The following is a 21,267-nucleotide window of genomic DNA, read 5'->3' on the forward strand; positions in this document are numbered from 1 at the left end:
ATATTATAAAAAAATATGAGGAGCAATCCACATATGGGTATAAAGAACGCAGTCTCAAAAACAATTGCATATGCTGAGCGCAATGGAATAAAGGCTGCTTTTTACGCTGCAATGGAGCGTATAAAGATCAATTCTTCGGAGAAGTATTCGTATCGCGAGCTTTCCGAGGAAGTTTTACGCGAACAAAACCAGGAATACAGACTTTTGGCAGAAACAGGGGACGCTGTGCGTTTTAGCATAGTTGTGCCTCTTTTTAATACTCCGGAAGTTTATCTTAAGCAGATGATAGCTTCCGTTGTGAATCAGTCCTACGGAAACTGGGAGCTGGTGCTCGCCGATGCGTCGGAGAAATCTCTTGATGTCGCGGTTTCTGCGGCTAATGACGATCCGAGGATCAAGTACTATCACTTGGATAAGAACGCAGGGATCTCGCACAACACCAACAGGGGCCTTGAAAAGGCGACGGGCGATTATATCGGTCTTTTAGATCATGACGATATCTTAACTCCCGATGCGCTTTACGAGGTTTCCAGAGTCATTAAAAAGAGCATGCAAAAGAATAAGCTCTCAAGGTTTATCGATTGCCCTATAAGGCTTATTTATTCCAATGAGGATAAGTTTGAGGATGAAAAGGGCGTTCGCAAGTTCTTTGAACTTCACGAAAAACCTTCGTTTAATATGGACCTTCTTTTGTCCAATAATTATATCTGTCACTTTGCGGTGATGAGAGCTGATATAATAAAAAGACTCAAGCTGCGCGCAAAGTTCGACGGAGCGCAGGATTTTGACTTATTCCTAAGATGCTGCTCGGAAGCAGCTCTTTCGATGGATATGGCATCGGGTCATATAGTGCACATCGATAAGGTGCTCTATCACTGGAGATGTCACAGGGCTTCGACTGCGGCGAATCCCGCGAGCAAGACTTATGCTTACGAAGCGGGACAGGCGGCAATCGCCGATGTTCTTAAGAGTAACAACATAAAAGGCGAAGTTGCTCAGCTTCCTCACGTTGGCTTTTATCGCGTCAATTACGAGCGCGGTATCCTTCAGGAGAGGGACGATGTTGCCTGTGTCGGCGGTAAGCTCGTTAATAAAAAGGGCAGAGTTGCCGGCGGCATTTATAAAAAAGACAAGACGGCTCCTTTTAAAAATATGCCCGTAGCTTACAGCGGAGGACTTCAGCACAGGGCGGTGCTCACACAGGACTGCTATGCCGTTGACATAAGGTCTATGGCTATAGATCCTTTATTTAAGGATATCTACAAGGACGTTGTGGGAATAGACTATGTTGATACGTTTACCGATCCCAAGGCTGATACGACGGCTCTTTTTACAGGGATGAGTGAAGATGATATTGTTGATAAGAGCATTCGCTTCTGCGAAGAAATAAAGAAACGCGGCAAACGAGTTGTTTGGGATCCGCAGGTGGTAAAGAAGATATGAGTAAAGTCAGCGTGATAATTCCGTGCTACAACAGCATAAAGCACATTGATGCGTGCCTTAAGAGTCTAAAAAAGCAGACTTTTAAGGATTTTGATGTTATCATTGTGGATAACGGTTCAACTGACGGGAGCGCGGAGCATATCACAAGGTCGTTCCCGGAATTTAAGCTTATAAGTAACGGCAAGAACACGGGCTTTGCTTGCGCTGCGAATACGGGGATTAAGGCATCGGACGCGGATTATGTGTTCCTTCTTAATGACGACACGGCTTGCGACGAGCATGCGATAGAGGCGCTTGTGGCTTCTATGGAGAAGGACAAGAAGGCTTTTGCGGTTCAGGCCAAGATGCTTCAGATGAAGCATCCCGAGCTTATCGACGACAGCGGTGATTATTACTGTGCGCTCGGCTGGGCGTTTTCACCGGGGCGCGATAAGGATGAAAGTAAATTAAAGAAGAAGGCTCTTTTGACAAGTGCTTGCGCAGGTGCGGCTATGTACAGAAGAAAGCTTTTTGATGAGGTGGGACTCTTTGACGAGGCGCATTTTTGCTATCTTGAGGACGTTGATCTGGGTTACAGGGCGCGTCTTAAGGGATTCAGGAACATCTGCGAGCCCGGGGCTGTTGTTTACCATGTGGGCAGCGCGGGAAGCGGCTCAAGATACAATGCATTTAAGGTTGAACTTACTGCGGCGAATAATCTATACTTAATATATAAGAACATGCCGTTTTTACAGATACTTATCAACTTGCCGTTTGTTATCGCAGGCATTTTGATCAAGCATGCGTTTTATACGAAGAGGGGGCTTGGAAGGGCGCATCTTAAGGGCCTTAGGAAGGGCGTTTCCAAGATATTTAAAAATACAGACAAAAAAGTCGGATTTGGGAAAAAAGAACTGCGTAATTGCGTGAGGATGCAGCTTGAGCTGTGGATCAACCTCGCAAGGCGGTTTGGAGCACTCGGTTTATGATAAAAGATAATCAGGTTCATCTTAACAGAGCGCATGTTATAGTCGACGCCCTTTTGGTGGCGGCTTCCTACATTGCCGCATATTTCATAAAGTTTGTATTGATGTGGGACGAAAGAATCAACGGCGGCCATTTGCCGATGCGCACGTACTTTATGGCGCTGTATTTTTTGGTTCCCGGCTATATTTTCCTCTATTACATGGTTCAGCTCTACACTTCAAAGAGAGCCAAGAGACTGTGGGATGAGTTTGTAGACATAGGCAAGGCCAATATTCTTGGCATGGTAGCCTTCTGGCTTGTATTGTTCTTCTACAAGCAGGTTCACTTCTCCAGAGGAATGATGGCTATCTTCTTCGTGCTCAATACGACTTCTACTGCATTTGCGCACATGATGCTGCGCAAATTCCTTAGATTTATCAGAAAGCAGGGCTATAATCTTAAGCACATCCTTCTTGTTGGCTATTCAAGGGCTGCGGAAGGTTATATCAGCAGGATTTTGGATAATCCTCAGTGGGGCTATGTTATCTCGGGAATTCTCGATGATTTTGTACCCATTGGAACGAGCTATCACGGAGTTGAAGTAATAGGCGAGATCGAGCAGCTCGGGCATTATCTTGAGAAACACAGCTACGACGAGATCACCATTACGCTTCCTCTTAATGATTACGACAGACTTGAGGAGCTTGTTGCGCAGTGCGAAAAATCGGGCGTTCACACCAAGTTCATTCCGGATTATTCATCTCTTTTCCCCAGCAATCCGTTTACGGAGGATGTTCAGGGACTTCCGGTTGTTAATATCAGATATGTTCCGCTCACCAATTCGTTTAATAAACTATGTAAAAGAATTGTTGATATCATAGGTTCTATCGTTGCGATAATCATATTTGCGATCCCTATGGTCGCAGCGGCTATCGCGATCAGGCTTACGAGCAAGGGACCCGTCATCTTCAAGCAGGAGAGAGTGGGACTTGGCGGCAAGACTTTTATGATGTACAAGTTTAGGACCATGGATGTTCAGTCGGAAAAAGAGGAAAAGAAGGGCTGGACTACCAAGGGCGATCCGAGAGTTACCAATGTCGGAAGGTTCCTCAGAAGAACGAATGTGGATGAGCTTCCGCAGCTCTTTAATATTTTATTCGGTCAGATGTCGCTTGTCGGACCAAGGCCCGAGAGACCGCAGTTTGTTGAGAAGTTCAAGGAGCAGATCCCACGTTACATGGTTAAGCATCAGGTTCGTCCGGGACTTACCGGTTGGGCGCAGGTCAACGGCTACCGCGGTGATACATCTATTAGAAAGAGAATCGACTACGATATTTATTACATCGAAAACTGGTCTATGGCATTCGACATAAAGATAATAATTGGTACATTTTTGCACGGAAATAAGAACGCATACTGATGGTATTTTCAAGTGTTGTAATGGGAAATCTGTTACAACACTTGTATTATTTTGGGTTTTGTGGCAAAATGTATGGGGTGTGCGCTGCACTTTTTAGCGCAAATATTAGGAAAGTTGGGAATAGGAGAGAAATATTATGTCAAATCGAGACGACGAATTTTATGACAGAGACGGCAGAAGACCCTCTCGAAGAGATGACAGATATAGAGATGATAGAAGACCCGTAAGAAGATCTTCCGACAGGTATGATGATTACGAGGAAAGACCTGCAAGAAGGAGATCTTATGACGAGCGTGATGATTATGCTTCATCTCGCAGCAGAAATGCTTCAAGATCAGGTTCATCAAGAGGAGGCGCTTCAAGAGGCGGCTCAAGAAAGAAAAAGAACAACAAGGCACTTTTCTTACTTATCGCAGAGGTGCTTGTTGCAGCAATCCTTGTTATAGTTGCTTACAACGTATTTATCAAGATGGGTGCGACCAAGGTTGGTAAGGTTAACCTTGATGAGGAAGCAATCTCCAAGACAATCAGTGAGAACGTTGCTTCCAACACGCAGATGAAGGGCTATACCAATATCGCACTCTTTGGTGTTGATACACGTGATGAGGCCAAGAATCCGGGCTCAATCAAGAAGAAGACAAGATCTGATACGATCATTATCGCTTCTATCAACAATGAGACAGGTGAGATCAAGCTTTGCTCAGTTTATCGTGATACTTACCTTAACCTCAGCAACGATTCATACACTAAGTGTAACGCTGCTTACGCAGAGGGTGGCCCTATGCAGGCTATCTCAATGCTTAACATGAACCTTGATATGGATATCAAGGACTTTATCACTATCGGTTTCAAAGGCCTTTCCGATGTAGTAGATGCTCTCGGTGGTGTAGAGATCGAAGTTACAGAGGATGAGATCACTCACCTTAATAACTACCAGTCATCAATGGCTACAGAGCTCAAGATGGATTACAAGCCTGTAGAGTCAGCCGGAGTACAGACTCTTAACGGTCTTCAGGCAACAGCTTATTGCCGTATCAGATACACTAAGGGCGATGACTTCAAGCGTGCTCAGAGACAGAGAACAGTTCTTATGGCTTGCCTTGAGAAGGCTCAGGGAATGAGCCCTGATAAGCTTGAAGAGATTGCAAACAAGGCATTTGGCGAGACATACACATCACTCGATATTCAGGATATACTTGCTCTTCTTAAGAATATTAGCAAGTACAAGGTTGTAGATGACAACGGATTCCCTGAGGAGAGTATGCGTGGCACAGGTACCGTTGGTAAGAAGGGTAGCTGCGTTATCCCCAAGGATCTCGCAAGCAACGTTAAGTGGCTTCACCAGTTCTTGTTTGATGATTCTTCTTATGAAGTATCACCTGATGTTCAGAAATACAGTGATAAGATCCAATCAGATACAAGTGCGTACGTGAACTGAGAATAAATAAACTCTTGGTTATAAAGGGGGCGGGTTCGCAATGAGCACGCCCCCATTTTATTTCAGTAAATCTCTTTATCGAGGTTAGCGATGCAAACAGTTGATGTAATAATACCTACATACAAGCCTGATATATCTCTTTTTTCTCTTATCGAGGATCTCGAGAAGCAGTCACATTCTCCCGAGCACATCATTATTGTGAATACGGAAGAGAAGTACTGGAATGAGTTAAAAGAAAAATCGGGTGTCGATATCACTGAGAAATTTGACAACATCATATTAAGGCATGTCACTAAAGAACAGTTTGATCACGGCGCAACGAGGAATCTCGGAGTTTCTCTTTCGAACGCGGAGTTCTTTCTCATGATGACTCAGGATGCGTTTCCGAGGGACAAGGTACTTATATCGAGTCTCGTTAAGTCTTTTGACAGTGACAGCGCCGCTGCTTATGCAAGGCAGTATCCCAAGACTGATTGCAACCTTGCCGAGAGATATTCAAGGAAGTTCAATTATCCGAACGAGCCGATGAAGAAGACTCAGAAGGATGTAGGAAGACTTGGTATCAAGACTTACTTTTGTTCCAACGTCTGCGCGATGTACAAAAGAGAAGTATATGACAAGATAGGCGGATTTATCAATAAGACTATTTTTAACGAGGATATGGTGTACGCCGGAACGGCTTGTCAAAAGGGATATGCTATAATGTATGTTCCCGAGGCGGGAGTCATTCACTCTCACAATTACACTTACATGCAGCAGTTTCACAGGAACTTCGATCTTGGAGTTTCTCAGACGGATCACCCGGAGATCTTCGGTGCGATCAAGTCGGAGACTGAGGGCAAAAAAATGGTCAGACAGACCATCGAGCATTTCAAAAATATCGGTAAGCCGTATCTTATACCTGATTATGTGATCATGTGCGGTTTCAGATGGCTTGGATACAAACTGGGAAGGAATTATAAGATGCTTCCCAAGAAACTGGCGATTAGTTTTTCTATGAATAAAGAGTACTGGAAGTAAAGTACTTTGGAGAAAAAGATGGAATTGGATCTTGCGGGAAGCAATATAAATATATCTGATGATATAAACTCCTGGGAAGAAGTTAATCTTCTTTATAATTCTGCGCTTAAGCAGATAAGGACTAAGATCGAGATCCTCAACGAGGAATTTCAGGAGGTTCACAGATACAATCCCATAGAGCACGTTAAGTTCAGGCTAAAAGAGCCTGAGAGCATAGTTAAGAAACTCAGAAGGAACGGATACGAGTCGACCATAGCCAATATGGTGCGCTATGTCAATGACATCGCGGGTATTCGTATTATATGTTCTTTTACTTCCGATATATACAGGATTGCTGAGATGATCAGCAATCAGAAGGATATTCAGGTTCTCACCATAAAGGATTACATCATGAATCCCAAGGCGAGCGGCTACAGAAGCTATCATATGATAGTTTCGATCCCTGTTTATCTTTCGGACAGGATCGTCAATGTAAAAGTTGAGATCCAGATCAGAACGGTAGCGATGGATTTCTGGGCATCACTCGAGCACAAGATTCAGTATAAGTTCGAATCCAAGGCTCCGGCCCATATCAATTCAGAGCTCTATGAGTGCGCAAGAATGGTAGCGGACCTCGATGCACGTATGTTGTCGCTTAATGATGAAATTCAGGCGATATCTGAGGGAAGCAGCGTTTGAGTCAAGACTCGAAAAAGCTTCGCTTTTCCTCGTTTAGGCTATTCGCCAAATGGATAAAATAAAAAAAGCATCTGCCCAAGTGAACTTGGCATCTGCATTTTTATTTTATCCGCTTGACTCAAAAGGGTCATAAAATGAGGAGTGGGTAGACACGTTTCCGCACCTACCCTATTATGAAAAAATCTATCTTTTGTTTTTAAGGATTGCCGCTTGTTCATCGGCTGTAAGAATAATATACAGTGAGAATATGAACAAAGTATGAACGCGGCATGAATAAAAAGTAAAAGTGCATAATGAAGTTCTTTTTTTTAATACCATCTTGTCTAAATTGCACAATAAATGTTAAGCTATATTGTACGCTAATGAGGGGAGATGTGCTTTGTGTTCGGAGGAAAAGTCATGGATAGCATAATGGACAAAATCGCAGAAAAGATCAGTGCTCAGGACCTTATCAGAGCCAATTCACAGGCAGAGACTGCAGAGGCTGCACGCATCAAGCAGGAAGCCGAGCAGTACAAACGTCAGCTTGAAGAGATCAGGAATAATGACAAGGATTACAGGCAGCAGATCGAGGAGTATATGAAGCAGAGCAAGGATTATTCCGAAGATTTCGCCGATATCAAGGATGGGCTCGCGCAGAACGAGCAAAAGATTCACGATATAGGAGTTCAGACCTATCGTAACGTTCAGGCCGTTGTTGAGAAAACAAACAGCAAGACGATGGATGAGCTTAAGGAAATAGAGAGAAGGATTGAGACGGTTACCGCCATTTCAGATAACAAGAACGGCGGTCTTATGCCTATTGTCATCATTACTCTAATTATATCCGCTGCGGATCTTGTAATTAATATTTTGAGACTACTTGAGATTATTTGACTGAGTTAATTTAGTTAGGAAGATTTTTTTACTGTCATGAAGTTTGGAAATACAGTTTTTCACAATAAGATAAAAATATGGTTTTTGCACAGCTCGCTTTTTGTAATAGTGCTGTGGATATTGTTTATGCCCAGCATGGTTACTTACCGTAAGGGTGGCAACAACTATTTTACCGTTAAGCTTAACGATGTTGTTGTCGGACATGCAGGCTCCAAGATGGATGCGTACGCGGCATACAGGAAAGCGAGAAAGCTGTTTGCGGTCGGAACGGATGAGCTTACTCTTTCGGATTCCGATATGAGCATTGAAGGACAGAATGTCAGCTGGGGAGCGGTTGATTCTCCTGATGCAATGTCTCGCAATATGCTTGATATTCTTAAAAAGAATAAAAAGACTACCCTTAACAGGGCTTATTCTATAAAGATCAATCAGTTTTCGATCAATCTGTCGAGTATAGAAGATGTTATGCAACTTCTTGATTCGGCAATCAACAAATACGATGACGAAGAACAGTTTGACGTCAAGCTTATCTTGGATCCCACCAGAGAAGTTAATGTCCTTACTCCGCAGGTAAAAAGTAAGGAAGAAACTCAAAAAGAAGAGCAGGAAGCCGAGAGCAAAATGCCCGAGGCAGGATTCTCTGCGTTTGTCACTGAGGAATTCAATAAGGCGGCACCGCTTGCCTATGACAAGGATTTCTCGGATTACAAGCTCGGTCTTATGGATATTGATTTCGGCGATAAGGTTGAGATTGTAGAGAGTTATCTTCCCGATGAAGAGATAACCGATCTGGCTACAGCTGTAGATGAGGTTACCAGGGATAAAGAAACTCCCACCATATATGAGGTTCAAAAGGGCGATGTCCTTGGAACCATTGCAGAGAAGTTTAATCTGTCGGTTGAGGATCTCGTTAAGATGAACGAGACTTTGAATGATGAGAATACAATGATCAGAGACGGAGATGAGCTTAAGGTTAATGTTCCGATGCCTTTACTTTCCGTCAACTATACAATCGAGGAGTATTACGAGGAAGACTACGAGGCAGAGGTTCAGTATGTCGACAATGATTCCTGGTATACGACAGAGACCAAGGTTCTTCAGGAGCCTTCGGCAGGACACCGTAAGGTTGTTGCTAAGAGAAGCTATACGAACAGCGACATTACGGGCACCGAAATAGAAAAAGAAGAGATTACATATAAGGCAGTTCCCAAGATCGTCGAGCGAGGAACTATCGTGCCTCCTACATATATCAAGCCTATTTCCGGCGGACGACTTACTTCCGGATTCGGTAAGAGAAACAGACCTACCAAGGGAGCAAGCTCTTTCCACAAGGGAGTCGACTGGGCAACACCTGTCGGAACGGCAGTTATGGCATCTTCTTCCGGTACCGTTACGAGAGCCGGATGGGGAAGCGGATACGGATACTGTGTATACATCAAACATTCTGATGGAAAAGAGACAAGATACGGACATCTGTCCAAGATACTCGTTAAGGTCGGACAGAGCGTCGATCAGGGACAAAAGATAGCACTTTCGGGTAACACCGGTGTATCAACGGGACCTCATCTTCACTTTGAGATCCTGGTTAACGGAACACAGGTTAATCCGCTTAATCAGCTTAATTAAAGGTATATGATCGGTATGAACGGTCTTATGGCTGTTCATACCGGCTTTTTTGACAGGGGTATTGTAATGTGCTATTAATATATCTTGGTTGAGAGTGTTTTTTTAATACAACACTTAGTACCAAGCAGAGAGGCTGCATATGGATAAATATGTGATTAAAGGCGGTAATTCTCTCGTCGGTGAAGTTGAGATCGGCGGTGCCAAGAACGCGGCACTTCCTATCATCGCTGCTTCAATTATGACGAATGAGACCGTTGTTATAGAAAATATGCCGGATGAAGCTGATACCAATGTCATGCTTCAGGCTATAGAGAGCGCCGGAGCCTTCGTAGAGAGGAACGGAGCACACTGCGTTAAGATCAATGCATCGCAGATCAAGGGACATACCTTCGATAACGAATATATCAAGAAGATAAGAGCTTCTTATTATTTCCTCGGAGCGCTTCTTGGTAAATGCAGAAAAGCGGGAGTAGTACCTCCCGGAGGCTGCAGTATCGGACTTCGTCCCATGGACCAGCATATCAAGGGCTTCAAGGCACTTGGAGCCGATGTCAATATTGAGTACGGGATCATTGATGTTAAGGCTGATAAGCTTGTCGGTAGTCATATCTACCTCGACGTTGTCAGTGTCGGTGCTACGATCAATGTCATGATGGCGGCTTGTATGGCTGAGGGTAAGACTATTATCGAGAACGCAGCCAAGGAGCCTCACGTCGTTGATGTAGCTAACTTCCTTAACAGTATGGGAGCGGACATCAAGGGTGCAGGTACCGATGTTATCAGGATCAAGGGAGTTGAGAAGCTCCACGGTACCGAGTATGCTATCATTCCCGATCAGATCGAGGCAGGTACATTCATGCTTGCAGCGGCTGCAACCAAGGGTGATATTACTATCAAGAATGTTATTCCCAAACACTTGGAATCAATCAGTGCCAAGCTTGTTGAGATGGGATGCCAGATACATGAATCCGACGATGCGGTCAGAGTAGTTGCGACCAAGAGACTTAACAATACTCATGTTAAGACACTTCCTTATCCGGGATTTCCTACGGATATGCAGCCACAGATTGCGGTTGCACTCGGACTTGCAAGTGGTATCAGTATTGTGACTGAGAGTATTTTTGAGAACAGATTCAAATACGTTGATGAACTCACACGCATGGGAGCGAGCATCAAGGTTGAAGGTAGCACGGCTATCATTGAAGGTGTAGATAAGTACACGGGAGCCGCAATTTCAGCTCCCGACCTTAGAGCAGGTGCTGCACTTGTTATTGCTGCTCTTACGGCAGACGGAGTTTCGACGGTTGAGAATATCCATTATATCGAGAGAGGTTATGAGGACTTTGATCTTAAGCTCAGAGAACTCGGCGCTCAGATCGAGAAGGTGGACAGCGAGTACGATACACAGAAGTTTAAATTAAAGAATGCGTGATCGCTCGGAATAAAAGGCGTAAATATACCCCGGCAGGATTTCCTGTCGGGGTTTTTGAATTTGATAGTAGTTATATGATCTCTTTTATATACACTCCCGGGCACTTGGAAAGGTCGATGTAGGCTTCGCCAACCTTGATCGTCGGGCGTGATAGTTTCATCTTGTTGATGAAGATGATCTCACCCGTCTCTCCCGTGTTGAGCTTTACTGTGTTCAGAATATAGGTATTTACTATGTTTGTCAGGAAGGCAAGTATCATTTCGGCATCATACTTCTGGAAGCCTTCGTCTTCAAACATTGAGATCGCAATGAACGGGCACAGCGGTCCGCGGTAGTATCTTGCACTGGTCATCGCATCATAAACATCCGCGATGGCAACGAGCTTGGCGAACTTATCGATCTGCGGTCCCTGAAGGTGATAAGGATATCCGGAGCCGTCGCATCTTTCGTGATGCATAAGGCAAGTGTTTTTTACATGAGCACTGATATCCAGATTCTTAATGCTTTCATAGCCCTGAATAGGATGAGTCTTAACGATGGTATATTCATCCTGAGTGAGCTTGGCGGGCTTTGTTATGATCGCTTCCGGGATAAGTATCTTTCCTATATCGTGGAAAAGACCTGCCTGTGTGGCAATTTCAATCTCCGCATCGCTCCATCTTAGCCACTGCGCAAGGATGTTTGAGATAAGCGCAACGTTTATGCTGTGCGTAAATGTGGCATCATCGTAGCTTCTAAGATTTTGGAGCATATCAAATACGCCCGATGCCGTGCGCTCTTTTTCAAGAAGACCGTATATTGGTGCGGTCATATCCTTCATATTAAGCTCTTCGTTGTTTGCCAAAATATCTTTTATCGTGTGCTCGAAATTAGCGGCACACTCTTCAAAGTCGTGTTTAAATTCAATAAATTCAGGGGATTGTTTAATACGCTCAGAATAAGTAAGCCCCAGATTTGGAGTAGAGTCTTCGGATGAAATTTCAACAGTATCATCTTCAACAAGAACGTCGATAACGGAATGAAAAGCAAGTCTGGCAATTTCTTTCTCGTCAAGAATAGTTCCTTTTTCCAAAAGTGTAGTAGTAGAGTCGAAAGTATGAACATCATTTGCCAGCACCATTCCCGGTGCAAGCTGCCTGGTAAGAATTCTCTTCATATAATCCTCGTAGCGGCATTTTCAACAAAATAGTGATAAGTAAATTATAGTTTTGCATATAGGGTTTGTCAAACAATCAGCGGTTTTTCGACTGCTGAAAAAGCTTGCGAAATTAAGAAAAATTTGATTGACACTTTTGGCTATTGGGACTAACATAACTCTAGAAAAAATAATTCTTCGGGGCAGGGTGAGATTCCCAACCGGCGGTAAAGTCCGCGACCCGCTTAGGCGGCTGATTTGGTGAGATTCCAAAACCGACAGTACAGTCTGGATGAGAGAAGAATGCAAGATGTTTGCTATGCTCGATTATTGTCCCCAGGTCTTTTAGGCTTTGGGGATTTTTCTTTTTCCTTCCCCGAAAAAAGGAGAATGTATGAAACTTATAACCAACATCATGACCGACTTCGCGCGTTTTGGTGCGCTTATGGTCATTATTCTTTTGACATTCGTCATTGCTTATCTTTTTGAAAAGATCGCAAAGATAAAACAGGGCGATAATACAAGAGTCCTTGATGTAAGGAAGCTTGCGATCGTAGGTGTTTTCTCGGCTATAGCTTTCGGACTTATGCTTTTTGAATTCCCGCTTCCGTTTGCACCTTCGTTCTATGAGTTTGATTTTAGCGATATCCCCGCACTTATCGGCGGATTTGCGGCAGGACCTCTTGCAGCAGTCATGATCGAATTTATCAAGGTTCTTATGAACTTGATCTTCCAGGGAACCAATACAGCTTTTGTCGGTGAGATAGCAAACTTTGTTGTCGGTGCTGCTTTTGTCCTTCCCGCAACGATCATCTACAGATTTAAAAAGACGCGTAAGACGGCGTTTCTCGGTTGCCTTTGCGGTGCGATTTGCATAACCGTTACAGGTTCTTTGCTTAATGCATATTTCCTTCTTCCTACATTTGCAGCTATGTGGGGAAGCGGTATTGATACAATTATTGGCATGGGTGCGGAGATCAATCCCGCGATCAACAATCTGCTTACATTCTGTCTTTTCGCGGTAGCTCCGTTCAACCTGATAAAAGGTGTTGTGGATAGCATAATAACTTTCTTGGTTTACAAGAAACTCAGCCCGATACTTAAACACGGCTTCAATAAGCCGGTACAGGATAACAAAAAAGGAGCCTAAAAGGCTTCTTTTTTTTACATGTTTTTTGCCATACATCCCTAAGAATGATATAGTAAAAGTGGATTTTTATGATTGGTGCGAGGAGAATATGGAGATAGTTACTAGGCACGAGACGTTTAGTGCACAGGAAACCTTTGAAATAGGTAAAAGAATCGGTGAGAACGCCACTCCCGGAATGGTCTACACTCTGATCGGAGATCTGGGCGTTGGTAAGACCGTCCTTACGCAGGGCGTTGCAGCGGGACTCGGAATACAGGGACCTGTGAGCAGTCCGACTTTTACAATATTACAGGTGTACGACGAGGGCAGGATTCCTTTTTATCACTTCGATGTCTACAGAATAGGCGATGTCAGTGAGATGGATGAGATCGGCTACGAGGACTATTTTTACGGAGACGGAGTCTGCTTTATAGAGTGGGCGAACCTCATAGAAGAGATACTTCCCGAGCATTACACGGAGATCGTTATAGAGAAGAACCTTGAGAAGGGTTTTGATTACAGACTTATCACTATGACCTCGAAATGATTTTTATATCATTAAATCTATAGATAAAAAGAAAAGTGAATCAACAATGAAGATACTTGCAATCGATACATCGGGACTTGTGGGTGCTGTCGCGGTTTCTGACGGCGACATTTTGCTTTCGCAGTTCTCGATACAATATAAAACTACACATTCCGAGATACTTATGCCGATGCTCGATGACATCAGGGAAAAGGTGCATCTGGATCTAAAGAGTATCGATGCCATTGCTGTGGCGATGGGCCCCGGTTCTTTTACGGGACTGAGGATTGGAAGTGCAACGGCCAAGGGACTGGCGCTTGCGCTTGATAAACCGATCATCCCGATACCTACTGTTGACGGCATAGCATATAATCTCTACGGAGTTGAAAAGATAATATGTCCCATGATGGATGCCAGAAGAGGCCAGGTTTACACCGGCCTTTATACATTTGTGCCTTGCAAGGGTGAGGGCGAAAGCCGGGAGCAGACCTTTGAGATGCAGGTCATAAATGAACAGATGGCTACGTCGGTTGAGGACATCGCAGAGAAGATAAATGCGATCGGTAAGCCCGTTGTCCTTTTGGGAGACGGTGTTCCGGTTTACAGAGACAAGCTTGATAAGCTTATAAAGGTTCCGTATTCACTTGCTCCTTTTCACCAGAACAGGCAGAATGCCGCTGCACTTGCCGCGCTTGCGGTTCAGTATGCAAATGAAGGCAGGATGATAAACGGCGATGACTTTGCGCCCGAATACCTCAGGCTTTCACAGGCTGAGAGAGAAGCGAGTGAAAAGAATCAAGGCACGGCACCTTCGGAAAAGAAATCAAAAGAGCGGGGGAACCCCGGAATAATAAGAGTCGGCGAGATGACGGCGGAAGATGTTTCCGATGCCGCCAAGCTTGAAGCTCTTTGCCTCGGAAAAGAGGCTTGGTCGGAGAAGCAGCTCCTTGAAGCGCTTTCTCTTGATGATACGATATATCTTGTTGCCAAGAAAGCGGGAAGAGTTGTGGGACTTTGCGGAGTTCGAAATGTATCGGGCGATGGTGAAGTCACCAATGTATCCGTTTCGGGAGATTGCAGAAATGAAGGCGTTGGCTACAAGATGGTAAAGCAGCTGCTTGAAAGAGGACGAGGCATCGGTATCGAGAACTATACGCTGGAAGTCAGAGCCGGCAACGCCGCTGCGATAAGGCTTTATGAGAAGCTTGGTTTTGTAAGCGAGGGCGTAAGACCGGGCTTTTACGATGAGCCCAAAGAAGACGCTGTAATATATTGGAAAAGGAAATAATTTATGATAGATGTTTGTTTGCTTGGAACCGGCGGAATGATGCCGCTTCCAAACCGTTTGCTTACGTCGCTTTTCGTTAAGTACAACGGTAGAGGAATTTTGATAGATTGCGGAGAAGCGACCCAGATTGCCATGAGGAAGAAGGGAATCAGCTCCAAGCCCATAGATGTGATCTGTTTTACTCATTATCACGCAGATCACATAAGCGGACTACCGGGACTGCTTCTTACCATGGGAAATGCGGAGAGGACGGAGCCTCTTTTGATGGTAGGGCCCAAAGGGCTTGAGAGAGTTGTTAATTCGCTCAGGGTTATCGCACCGGAGCTTCCGTTTGAGATCAAGTTCATGGAACTAAACGGAAACGAAGTTTCTTTTGAACTCGAGGGAAATCCCGAATTTACGATAAACGCCTATAAGGTTAATCATAATGTTGTCTGCTACGGCTACTCAATGAGTCTTAGAAGACAGGGCAAGTTCAATGTCGAGGCGGCCAACGCGGCGGGCATTGACAGGAGATATTGGAACGCACTTCAAAAGGGCGAGACGGTCACTTTGGACGGGGGCATTGTCTACACGCCCGACATGGTGCTCGGTGAAGAGAGAAAGGGAATCAAGCTTACGTACACTACCGACACAAGACCCACGGACAGCATTGTTGCTAATGCCAAGGATTCGGATCTTTTTATCTGCGAAGGAATGTACGGAGAGCAGGATAAGCTTGCCAAGGCGAGAGAGCACAAGCACATGACGTTTTCGGAGGCGGCACATCTTGCCAAGAAGGCGGGGGTAAAAGAGCTGTGGCTTACGCATTACAGTCCGTCGCTTGTTAATCCGAAAGATTTTTTACCTGAAACAAAAAAGATATTTGATAAAACTGTAGCGGCGAAGGACGGCCGCAGCGTGACACTCAGATTCGAAGAATAAGACAGAGGGGGCTTAGGCTAAGATGAACAGTACAAAATCAGCAATTATCAAATCGGTAGTAATGATATTTTTTGCGGCGCTAATCGTTCTGGGTATGTATATTCTTTTGACAAGGAATAAGGAAAAAGAGCCCAAGTACGATGAGAGTTATACGCTTTCATCGGTGGACGAGCTCACGACGACAGATCTTGAGAAGAGCTATCCTGCGAATCCCAAGAAGGTGGTTGAGCTCTACGCCAAGACAATGCAGGTTCTCTACAAGGAGACTTATTCTGCAGATCAGCAGCTTAAGATGATAAATGTCCTCGCGGGACTTATGGATGATGAGCTTCTGGCAAATCAGGGTAATTTTACTCAGTCCATGAGAAATGAGGTTGAGGAGAGGAAAAAAGAAGACTATTCGATATCCAACTATGTTGTGCTTACCAAGGATATCGATGAGGCTACGGTGGGCGACAGAAAGATGTGCCATGTTGATCTTATGTATTCTTTAAGGAAGGGAACTTCAGGAACATCGATCCTTAAGTATCGTTATGTCATGAGGCAGGACGATGAGGGAAGATGGAAGATCATGGGATGGGATCTTGCGCCCAATGAAGAAGATGACTGACGGGAGATTTTTATGACAGAATATCATGCAGACGACTACGGGCTTTTTCCCGAGCAGAGTCGTCATATTATAGATTGTTATCACAGAGGAGCGCTTAACGGCATCAGTATTATGCCCAACAGCCCTTATTTGTCCGCTTGTATGGATGAGATAAAAGATATTAAGGAGAAGCTTTTTATTACGGCGCACCTTAATTTCGTTGAGGGCAAGCCGCTTACAGGAAGCAACGCAAGCAGGCTCACCAATTCGGCGGGCAACTTCGACATCGGCTTTTTGAAGCTCCTTATAATAAGTTATATTCCGGTTATCAGGCTCTTTTACAGGAAGCAGCTTGCGACCGAGATCAAGGCACAGCTTAAGGCTTGTGAGCCATACATGAACAATGGAGAATTCAGGATTGACGGGCATGTTCATTTTCATATGATACCCGTTGTCTTTGATGCGCTCATGGATGTGCTTGGCGCCGAGGATTACAAGGTTTCTTATATCAGATTTCCGAAAGAGGAGCTTGGGGTCTATACTAAAGCCTTTGGCAAGGTAAAAGACATTAAGCCTATAAATGTTGTAAAGTCTCTTATTTTAAATGTGCTGAGTGCGCGCAATAAGAGAAAATACGGTGAGGATCTAAGGCACATGGGAGTTAAGAGCAAGTTCTTTATGGGCGTTATGCTCTCGGGCCACATGTTCTATGAAAATGTCATGGCGTGTCTTCCATATGCCGGTGACTTGCTTACAAAAAGCGGCAAGAAAGAGATGGAGCTTTTGTTCCATCCGGGCGATGTGACGTTGCCCGAAGATGTAGAGCGTCTTACAAGTAAGGATGATTATGAGTTTCTTACTTCCGGTAACAGGAAAAAAGAGGCGGATGCTCTCAAGAAGCTTGGCAGTAACATTGCTCGCTGAGTATTGTGCGTAAAGCGCAGATTTGTGATTTAAGGAAAAGCTATGGAAATAAATAAGAACGTTGAGGATGACGGCGTCATCTTCATGTCGATCAAAGATAAAGATAAAAAAGAAGATACTAAGGTGAACGATCCTGCGGGCGATGAGGATGTGACAATCCTTGCCATCGAGAGTTCATGTGATGAGACTGCGGCGGCGGTCGTGCGAAACGGAAGGGAAGTTTTGTCCAATATCATTTCTTCCCAGATCGCGCTTCACACGATTTACGGCGGCGTGGTTCCTGAGATTGCGTCCAGAAAGCATGTTGAGAAGATGAACGGCTGCGTTCGCGCGGCGCTTTCTGAGGCGGGGCTTACTTTGGATGATATAGATGCAGTTGCCGTAACTTACGGGCCGGGGCTCGTAGGTGCTCTTTTAGTCGGCGTTTCTGAGGCTAAAGCAATCTCTTTTGCCACGGGTAAGCCTCTTATCGGTGTGCATCACATAGAGGGTCATATCAGCGCCAATTTTATAGAGAATAAAGAATTAAAGCCCCCGTTCATGTGCCTTGTCGTATCGGGCGGACACTCTCACCTCGTGGTTGTTAAGGACTACGGCGAGTATGAGATTGTCGGACAGACCAGGGATGATGCGGCGGGAGAAGCTTTTGACAAAGTGGCGAGAGCAATAGGACTCGGCTATCCGGGCGGTCCCAAGATCGATGCGGCGGCCAAGAAGGGTAACCCCGATGCTTTCACTTTCCCTCAGGCCAAGATAGCCGATGCGGAATACGATTTTTCTTTTAGCGGGCTTAAATCCGCGGTTCTTAATTATATAAATCAGGCCAAGATGCAGGGGCAGGAGCTTGATGCAAGCGATGTTGCGGCTTCTTTTCAGAAGGCTGTTGTTGAGGTGCTCGCAGGTCATGCCATCAGAGCCTGCAAGGAGTACAAGATCGATTCACTTGCGATCGCAGGAGGCGTTGCGTCCAATACCGCGCTTCGCGAGCTTATGGAAAAAGAGTGTAAGGCTAATAATATAAGTTTCTACAAGCCCTCGCCCGTTCTTTGCACGGACAACGCGGCGATGATAGGTGCTGCGGCTTACTACGAATACAAAAAGGGAAAGCGCTTCGGACTTGATCTCAACGCTGTTCCGAATCTTCCGTTGGGCGACAGGGAGAGGCGTTATCACGCGGGAAGGTGATCATATGAAGACTGTAGCTATAGTTCTTGCGGCCGGCAGCGGCAGCAGGATGAAATCCGATGTAAAAAAACAATACCTTGATATCGGCGGAAAGCCGCTCATTTACTATTCGTTAAAGGCTTTCGAAGAGAGCATCATAGATGACATCGTACTCGTTGTATCAAGGGGCGATGTTGATTATGTGAAAAAAGAGATCGTTGAGAAGTACGGCTTTGACAAGGTGAAAGCTGTTGTTGAGGGCGGACTCTACAGATATCACAGTGTGCGCCTTGGGCTTGAAGCGGCGGACGCTGACAGTGATTATGCTTTTATTCATGACGGCGCTAGGCCTTTTATCGACAACGATATCATAATGAGGGCACTCCACTCGGTGAAGGAATTTGGCGCGTGCGTGGTAGGTATGCCCGCAAAAGATACTGTTAAGATTGCAGACGACAAAGGCTTTGCCGAGTCTACACCCAACAGGGACAAGGTCTGGATGGTGCAGACGCCGCAGGTCTTTGCGTATAAGACGATACTTGAACTTTACAGACGCCTCGACAGAGAAGAGGGCGAGCTGATGTCGAAGGGCATCAACATAACCGACGATGCCATGGTGTGCGAATATTATTCCGACCAAAAGATTAAGCTCGTAGAGGGCTCGTACAACAATATCAAGATCACAACGCCCGAAGATATCGCGGTTGCGGAAACGATATTGGGTAATAAGGATAATTAAGGAGAACCGAAATGGGGAAGTTTACAGAGAAACATGAGAAGCTTTTAAAGTTTCTTTTGATAATAGGAATAGCTTGTGTGATTGTGCCGATCTTGATCGCATGCAATTACACATATCTGTGCGAGGATGATTTTAGTTTTGAAGGCGGAGCAAAAGACCTTGTTAGGGACTACGGATCATCGCTTGTCGGCGCTGCGGTGAGAACGCGCGAGTACTACAATACCAATCAGGGAACATATCTTTTCACCTATTTGGTCAGCTTTATCAGGGCTTATTCCAGATGGGGAAACCCCGGCTTTCATGTTTTTATGACGCTGAATTCTCTTTTGTTTATGTTTATGCTGTACAAGCTTATTAAAGCGGTTGTGTCGGATGAGCTTGCTTCGTACGGCGTCTTTTTGGCGGCAACGACGATGATATTTGCGATGGGCAATACCGATTGCGGTAAAGAGCTTTTTTTCTGGTATACCGGCGGTCTTAACTTTACGCTGGAATACTGGCTGTCTTTTGCGACGGCTGCTTGTCTTATAGCATATATGCGTATGGAGAAGGGCATTAAGAAGAATCTTGTGCTGGCGCTCAGCTGTTTTACAGCCATTCTTGCAAGTGGCGGATCTCTTAATCTGACTTCTTTTAACTGCTCGATTATTCTTGCTGTTCTTATCTTTTCTTTTGATAAGGTAAAAAAGAATGTGTTGACGGCACTTCCTTTTGTATTTGCACTTATCGGTGCAATCATTAACGTTGTAGCGCCCGGTAATTTTGTCAGATCACAGGATGGTCTTAAAGAAGGACACAGCACACTTGCGGACGGGATCAGAGATACGTTTGCATGTTGTATATCCGAGGATAAGGGTCTTTTTACAAGTAAAGTCTTTCTTATAATGCTGGCGTTTGTGTTTACGGTATGTGTTATCAGAAAGGTCAAAGTAAAAAGAAACGGTGAGATGAGTCATGTATGGCTTATTGTCAGCCTTGTAGGAACAGCGGTTGTCAGATTCTTTACCATGTTTCCCATTGCATACGGCTATCATGAGGGAACGATGGTCAACATGCGTACAACATGTGCGTATGAGATCACGGCCAAGCTGATGTATATCTTGTTTATAATGTGCCTTGCGCAGTGGTTGTGCGAGCATTTTGAGAAGAAGGCAAGCATAGTATCTTATGTTGCTTTGGCGGCGTGCGTGCTGGTTGCGCTTATCGGATATCCTTCGGTAAAGGCTGAGCTTAAAGAAGGACTGAGTTATTTGGCGTATTGGGATATCAGAAGCGGTGATATTAAGGAGGCGTACGCAACAAGAGAGTACATGCTTTCATCAATGGAGCTTGCGCCCGAAGGATCGGATCTTGTAATAACGGTTCCTTTAAAAGGTGCCGAATCCATGTATGGTATGGGACTTGTAGATGATCCCGGAGATTTTAGAAACATATCGGCCGCAGGACTTTTTGATCTTAATTCCGTTTCTGTTGTTTACACTGATTGATACATCGTAAAAAAAGTTTGAAAAAGTTTGAAAACATGCTTGACATGGGAACTAAGCTTTGTTAATATAATTCTTGCGCTGCGCGAGATGCGACAGCAACTTGCACAGAGCGTTATCTCATCTGAGGTAAGATAAGTTAACTCGGAGCGATATCGAAGCGGTCATAACGAGGCGGTCTTGAAAACCGTTTGGCGGCAACGCCACAAGGGTTCGAATCCCTTTCGCTCCGCTTTAATTATGAACACGCTGTTAGTAACATACTTATGTTGTAATCAACTATTTTGCAGAAGTACTCAAGTGGTTGAAGAGACACCCCTGGAAAGGGTGCAGGTCGTTAATAGCGGCGCGAGGGTTCAAATCCCTCCTTCTGCGTTGCCTTACGCAATCAGTAAGGGTCATAATTAACAAGTACCTTGACAAATAAACAGTAATGCAACCCTGAAAAATTCCAAAAAGCAATGAGCAGGGCGAAAGATGAAATAAG

19 protein-coding genes, 2 tRNA genes and 1 riboswitch are annotated in these 21,267 nt (G+C 44.7%); of the genes, 20 read left to right on the forward strand and 1 reads right to left on the reverse strand.

The annotated features are described in order from the left end of the window. The first annotated feature begins 33 nt into the window (after nt 1-33). From D6853_RS13355 to D6853_RS13395, 9 genes are all read left to right on the forward strand, one after another. Nucleotides 34-1,443: a glycosyltransferase gene (locus tag D6853_RS13355; protein WP_158588758.1), complete on the forward strand. Its 1,410-nt coding sequence runs from the start codon at nt 34-36 to the stop codon at nt 1,441-1,443. Further along, a complete protein-coding gene (locus tag D6853_RS13360; protein ID WP_120658512.1) occupies nt 1,440-2,411 on the forward strand; it encodes a glycosyltransferase family 2 protein in 972 nt (323 codons plus the stop codon). Before D6853_RS13355 ends, D6853_RS13360 begins: the two co-directional genes overlap by 4 nt. Then, complete coding sequence (locus D6853_RS13365; protein ID WP_120658513.1) at nt 2,408-3,808, forward strand: undecaprenyl-phosphate glucose phosphotransferase; 1,401 nt, start codon at nt 2,408-2,410, stop codon at nt 3,806-3,808. Before D6853_RS13360 ends, D6853_RS13365 begins: the two co-directional genes overlap by 4 nt. A gap of 136 nt (nt 3,809-3,944) precedes the next feature. Then, the gene (locus D6853_RS13370; RefSeq protein ID WP_120658514.1) at nt 3,945-5,246 is read left to right on the forward strand and encodes an LCP family protein; all 1,302 of its coding nucleotides are present in this window, start codon (nt 3,945-3,947) and stop codon (nt 5,244-5,246) included. Nucleotides 5,247-5,336: 90 nt separating this feature from the next. After that, complete coding sequence (locus tag D6853_RS13375) at nt 5,337-6,266, forward strand: glycosyltransferase family 2 protein (protein WP_120658515.1); 930 nt, start codon at nt 5,337-5,339, stop codon at nt 6,264-6,266. Between the two features lie 18 nt (nt 6,267-6,284). Next, on the forward strand, nt 6,285-6,944 hold the full coding sequence (locus D6853_RS13380) for a GTP pyrophosphokinase (protein ID WP_120658516.1): 660 nt from the start codon (nt 6,285-6,287) through the stop codon (nt 6,942-6,944). Nucleotides 6,945-7,343: 399 nt separating this feature from the next. Then, entirely contained in the window at nt 7,344-7,820 is a 477-nt protein-coding gene (locus D6853_RS13385) for a hypothetical protein (protein ID WP_147367768.1), read from the forward strand. 36 nt (nt 7,821-7,856) lie between these two features. Beyond that, nucleotides 7,857-9,446 carry a peptidoglycan DD-metalloendopeptidase family protein gene (locus D6853_RS13390; RefSeq protein ID WP_120658518.1) on the forward strand — a complete coding sequence of 530 codons (1,590 nt, stop codon included), beginning with the start codon at nt 7,857-7,859 and terminating at the stop codon, nt 9,444-9,446. Between the two features lie 139 nt (nt 9,447-9,585). Beyond that, nucleotides 9,586-10,878, forward strand: coding sequence for a UDP-N-acetylglucosamine 1-carboxyvinyltransferase (locus D6853_RS13395; RefSeq protein ID WP_120658519.1), 1,293 nt, complete (start codon nt 9,586-9,588; stop codon nt 10,876-10,878). Between the two features lie 70 nt (nt 10,879-10,948). On the opposite strand, the gene D6853_RS13400 is transcribed toward D6853_RS13395, so the two are convergent. Beyond that, nucleotides 10,949-12,034: an HD-GYP domain-containing protein gene (locus tag D6853_RS13400; protein WP_120658520.1), complete on the reverse strand. Its 1,086-nt coding sequence runs from the start codon at nt 12,032-12,034 to the stop codon at nt 10,949-10,951. Nucleotides 12,035-12,203: 169 nt separating this feature from the next. Next, nucleotides 12,204-12,321, forward strand: a riboswitch (FMN riboswitch). Between the two features lie 86 nt (nt 12,322-12,407). On the opposite strand from D6853_RS13400, the gene D6853_RS13405 reads away from it, so the two are divergent. From D6853_RS13405 to D6853_RS13455, 11 genes are all read left to right on the forward strand, one after another. Then, on the forward strand, nt 12,408-13,163 hold the full coding sequence (locus D6853_RS13405) for an ECF transporter S component (RefSeq protein ID WP_243108361.1): 756 nt from the start codon (nt 12,408-12,410) through the stop codon (nt 13,161-13,163). 88 nt (nt 13,164-13,251) lie between these two features. Then, a complete protein-coding gene (gene tsaE, locus D6853_RS13410) occupies nt 13,252-13,689 on the forward strand; it encodes a tRNA (adenosine(37)-N6)-threonylcarbamoyltransferase complex ATPase subunit type 1 TsaE (RefSeq protein ID WP_120658521.1) in 438 nt (145 codons plus the stop codon). Nucleotides 13,690-13,735: 46 nt separating this feature from the next. After that, complete coding sequence (gene tsaB, locus D6853_RS15345; RefSeq protein ID WP_158588759.1) at nt 13,736-14,956, forward strand: tRNA (adenosine(37)-N6)-threonylcarbamoyltransferase complex dimerization subunit type 1 TsaB; 1,221 nt, start codon at nt 13,736-13,738, stop codon at nt 14,954-14,956. A 3-nt stretch (nt 14,957-14,959) separates the two neighbouring features. Continuing rightward, nucleotides 14,960-15,880: a ribonuclease Z gene (locus tag D6853_RS13420; RefSeq protein ID WP_120658522.1), complete on the forward strand. Its 921-nt coding sequence runs from the start codon at nt 14,960-14,962 to the stop codon at nt 15,878-15,880. Between the two features lie 22 nt (nt 15,881-15,902). After that, on the forward strand, nt 15,903-16,490 hold the full coding sequence (locus D6853_RS13425; protein WP_120658523.1) for a DUF6715 family protein: 588 nt from the start codon (nt 15,903-15,905) through the stop codon (nt 16,488-16,490). 12 nt (nt 16,491-16,502) lie between these two features. After that, nucleotides 16,503-17,393, forward strand: coding sequence for a ChbG/HpnK family deacetylase (locus tag D6853_RS13430; RefSeq protein WP_120658524.1), 891 nt, complete (start codon nt 16,503-16,505; stop codon nt 17,391-17,393). An 84-nt stretch (nt 17,394-17,477) separates the two neighbouring features. Continuing rightward, the gene (gene tsaD / locus D6853_RS13435; RefSeq protein ID WP_243108362.1) at nt 17,478-18,578 is read left to right on the forward strand and encodes a tRNA (adenosine(37)-N6)-threonylcarbamoyltransferase complex transferase subunit TsaD; all 1,101 of its coding nucleotides are present in this window, start codon (nt 17,478-17,480) and stop codon (nt 18,576-18,578) included. 4 nt (nt 18,579-18,582) lie between these two features. Further along, nucleotides 18,583-19,296 (forward strand): 2-C-methyl-D-erythritol 4-phosphate cytidylyltransferase, encoded by a 714-nt coding sequence (ispD, locus tag D6853_RS13440; protein ID WP_120658526.1) that lies wholly within the window; start codon nt 18,583-18,585, stop codon nt 19,294-19,296. Nucleotides 19,297-19,307: 11 nt separating this feature from the next. Beyond that, entirely contained in the window at nt 19,308-20,783 is a 1,476-nt protein-coding gene (locus D6853_RS13445) for a DUF6056 family protein (RefSeq protein ID WP_120658527.1), read from the forward strand. Between the two features lie 143 nt (nt 20,784-20,926). Then, nucleotides 20,927-21,012, forward strand: a tRNA-Ser gene (locus D6853_RS13450). 54 nt (nt 21,013-21,066) lie between these two features. Next, nucleotides 21,067-21,155 (forward strand) — tRNA-Ser (locus D6853_RS13455). Nucleotides 21,156-21,267: the final 112 nt, after the last annotated feature.

The sequence above is a fragment of the Butyrivibrio sp. X503 genome (genome assembly GCF_003625475.1).
In the GTDB taxonomy this organism is placed as follows: Bacteria; Bacillota; Clostridia; order Lachnospirales; family Lachnospiraceae; genus Butyrivibrio.

What these genes read in the sequence shown, in the direction of transcription:
- D6853_RS13355 (WP_158588758.1), top strand. Translation starts at nt 34, where the DNA reads ATGGGTATAAAGAACGCAGTCTCAAAAACAATTGCATATGCTGAGCGC.
- D6853_RS13360 (WP_120658512.1), top strand. Translation starts at nt 1,440, where the DNA reads ATGAGTAAAGTCAGCGTGATAATTCCGTGCTACAACAGCATAAAGCAC.
- D6853_RS13365 (WP_120658513.1), top strand. Translation starts at nt 2,408, where the DNA reads ATGATAAAAGATAATCAGGTTCATCTTAACAGAGCGCATGTTATAGTC.
- D6853_RS13370 (WP_120658514.1), top strand. Translation starts at nt 3,945, where the DNA reads ATGTCAAATCGAGACGACGAATTTTATGACAGAGACGGCAGAAGACCC.
- D6853_RS13375 (WP_120658515.1), top strand. Translation starts at nt 5,337, where the DNA reads ATGCAAACAGTTGATGTAATAATACCTACATACAAGCCTGATATATCT.
- D6853_RS13380 (WP_120658516.1), top strand. Translation starts at nt 6,285, where the DNA reads ATGGAATTGGATCTTGCGGGAAGCAATATAAATATATCTGATGATATA.
- D6853_RS13385 (WP_147367768.1), top strand. Translation starts at nt 7,344, where the DNA reads ATGGATAGCATAATGGACAAAATCGCAGAAAAGATCAGTGCTCAGGAC.
- D6853_RS13390 (WP_120658518.1), top strand. Translation starts at nt 7,857, where the DNA reads ATGAAGTTTGGAAATACAGTTTTTCACAATAAGATAAAAATATGGTTT.
- D6853_RS13395 (WP_120658519.1), top strand. Translation starts at nt 9,586, where the DNA reads ATGGATAAATATGTGATTAAAGGCGGTAATTCTCTCGTCGGTGAAGTT.
- D6853_RS13400 (WP_120658520.1), bottom strand. Translation starts at nt 12,034, where the DNA reads ATGAAGAGAATTCTTACCAGGCAGCTTGCACCGGGAATGGTGCTGGCA.
- D6853_RS13405 (WP_243108361.1), top strand. Translation starts at nt 12,408, where the DNA reads ATGAAACTTATAACCAACATCATGACCGACTTCGCGCGTTTTGGTGCG.
- tsaE (WP_120658521.1), top strand. Translation starts at nt 13,252, where the DNA reads ATGGAGATAGTTACTAGGCACGAGACGTTTAGTGCACAGGAAACCTTT.
- tsaB (WP_158588759.1), top strand. Translation starts at nt 13,736, where the DNA reads ATGAAGATACTTGCAATCGATACATCGGGACTTGTGGGTGCTGTCGCG.
- D6853_RS13420 (WP_120658522.1), top strand. Translation starts at nt 14,960, where the DNA reads ATGATAGATGTTTGTTTGCTTGGAACCGGCGGAATGATGCCGCTTCCA.
- D6853_RS13425 (WP_120658523.1), top strand. Translation starts at nt 15,903, where the DNA reads ATGAACAGTACAAAATCAGCAATTATCAAATCGGTAGTAATGATATTT.
- D6853_RS13430 (WP_120658524.1), top strand. Translation starts at nt 16,503, where the DNA reads ATGACAGAATATCATGCAGACGACTACGGGCTTTTTCCCGAGCAGAGT.
- tsaD (WP_243108362.1), top strand. Translation starts at nt 17,478, where the DNA reads ATGTCGATCAAAGATAAAGATAAAAAAGAAGATACTAAGGTGAACGAT.
- ispD (WP_120658526.1), top strand. Translation starts at nt 18,583, where the DNA reads ATGAAGACTGTAGCTATAGTTCTTGCGGCCGGCAGCGGCAGCAGGATG.
- D6853_RS13445 (WP_120658527.1), top strand. Translation starts at nt 19,308, where the DNA reads ATGGGGAAGTTTACAGAGAAACATGAGAAGCTTTTAAAGTTTCTTTTG.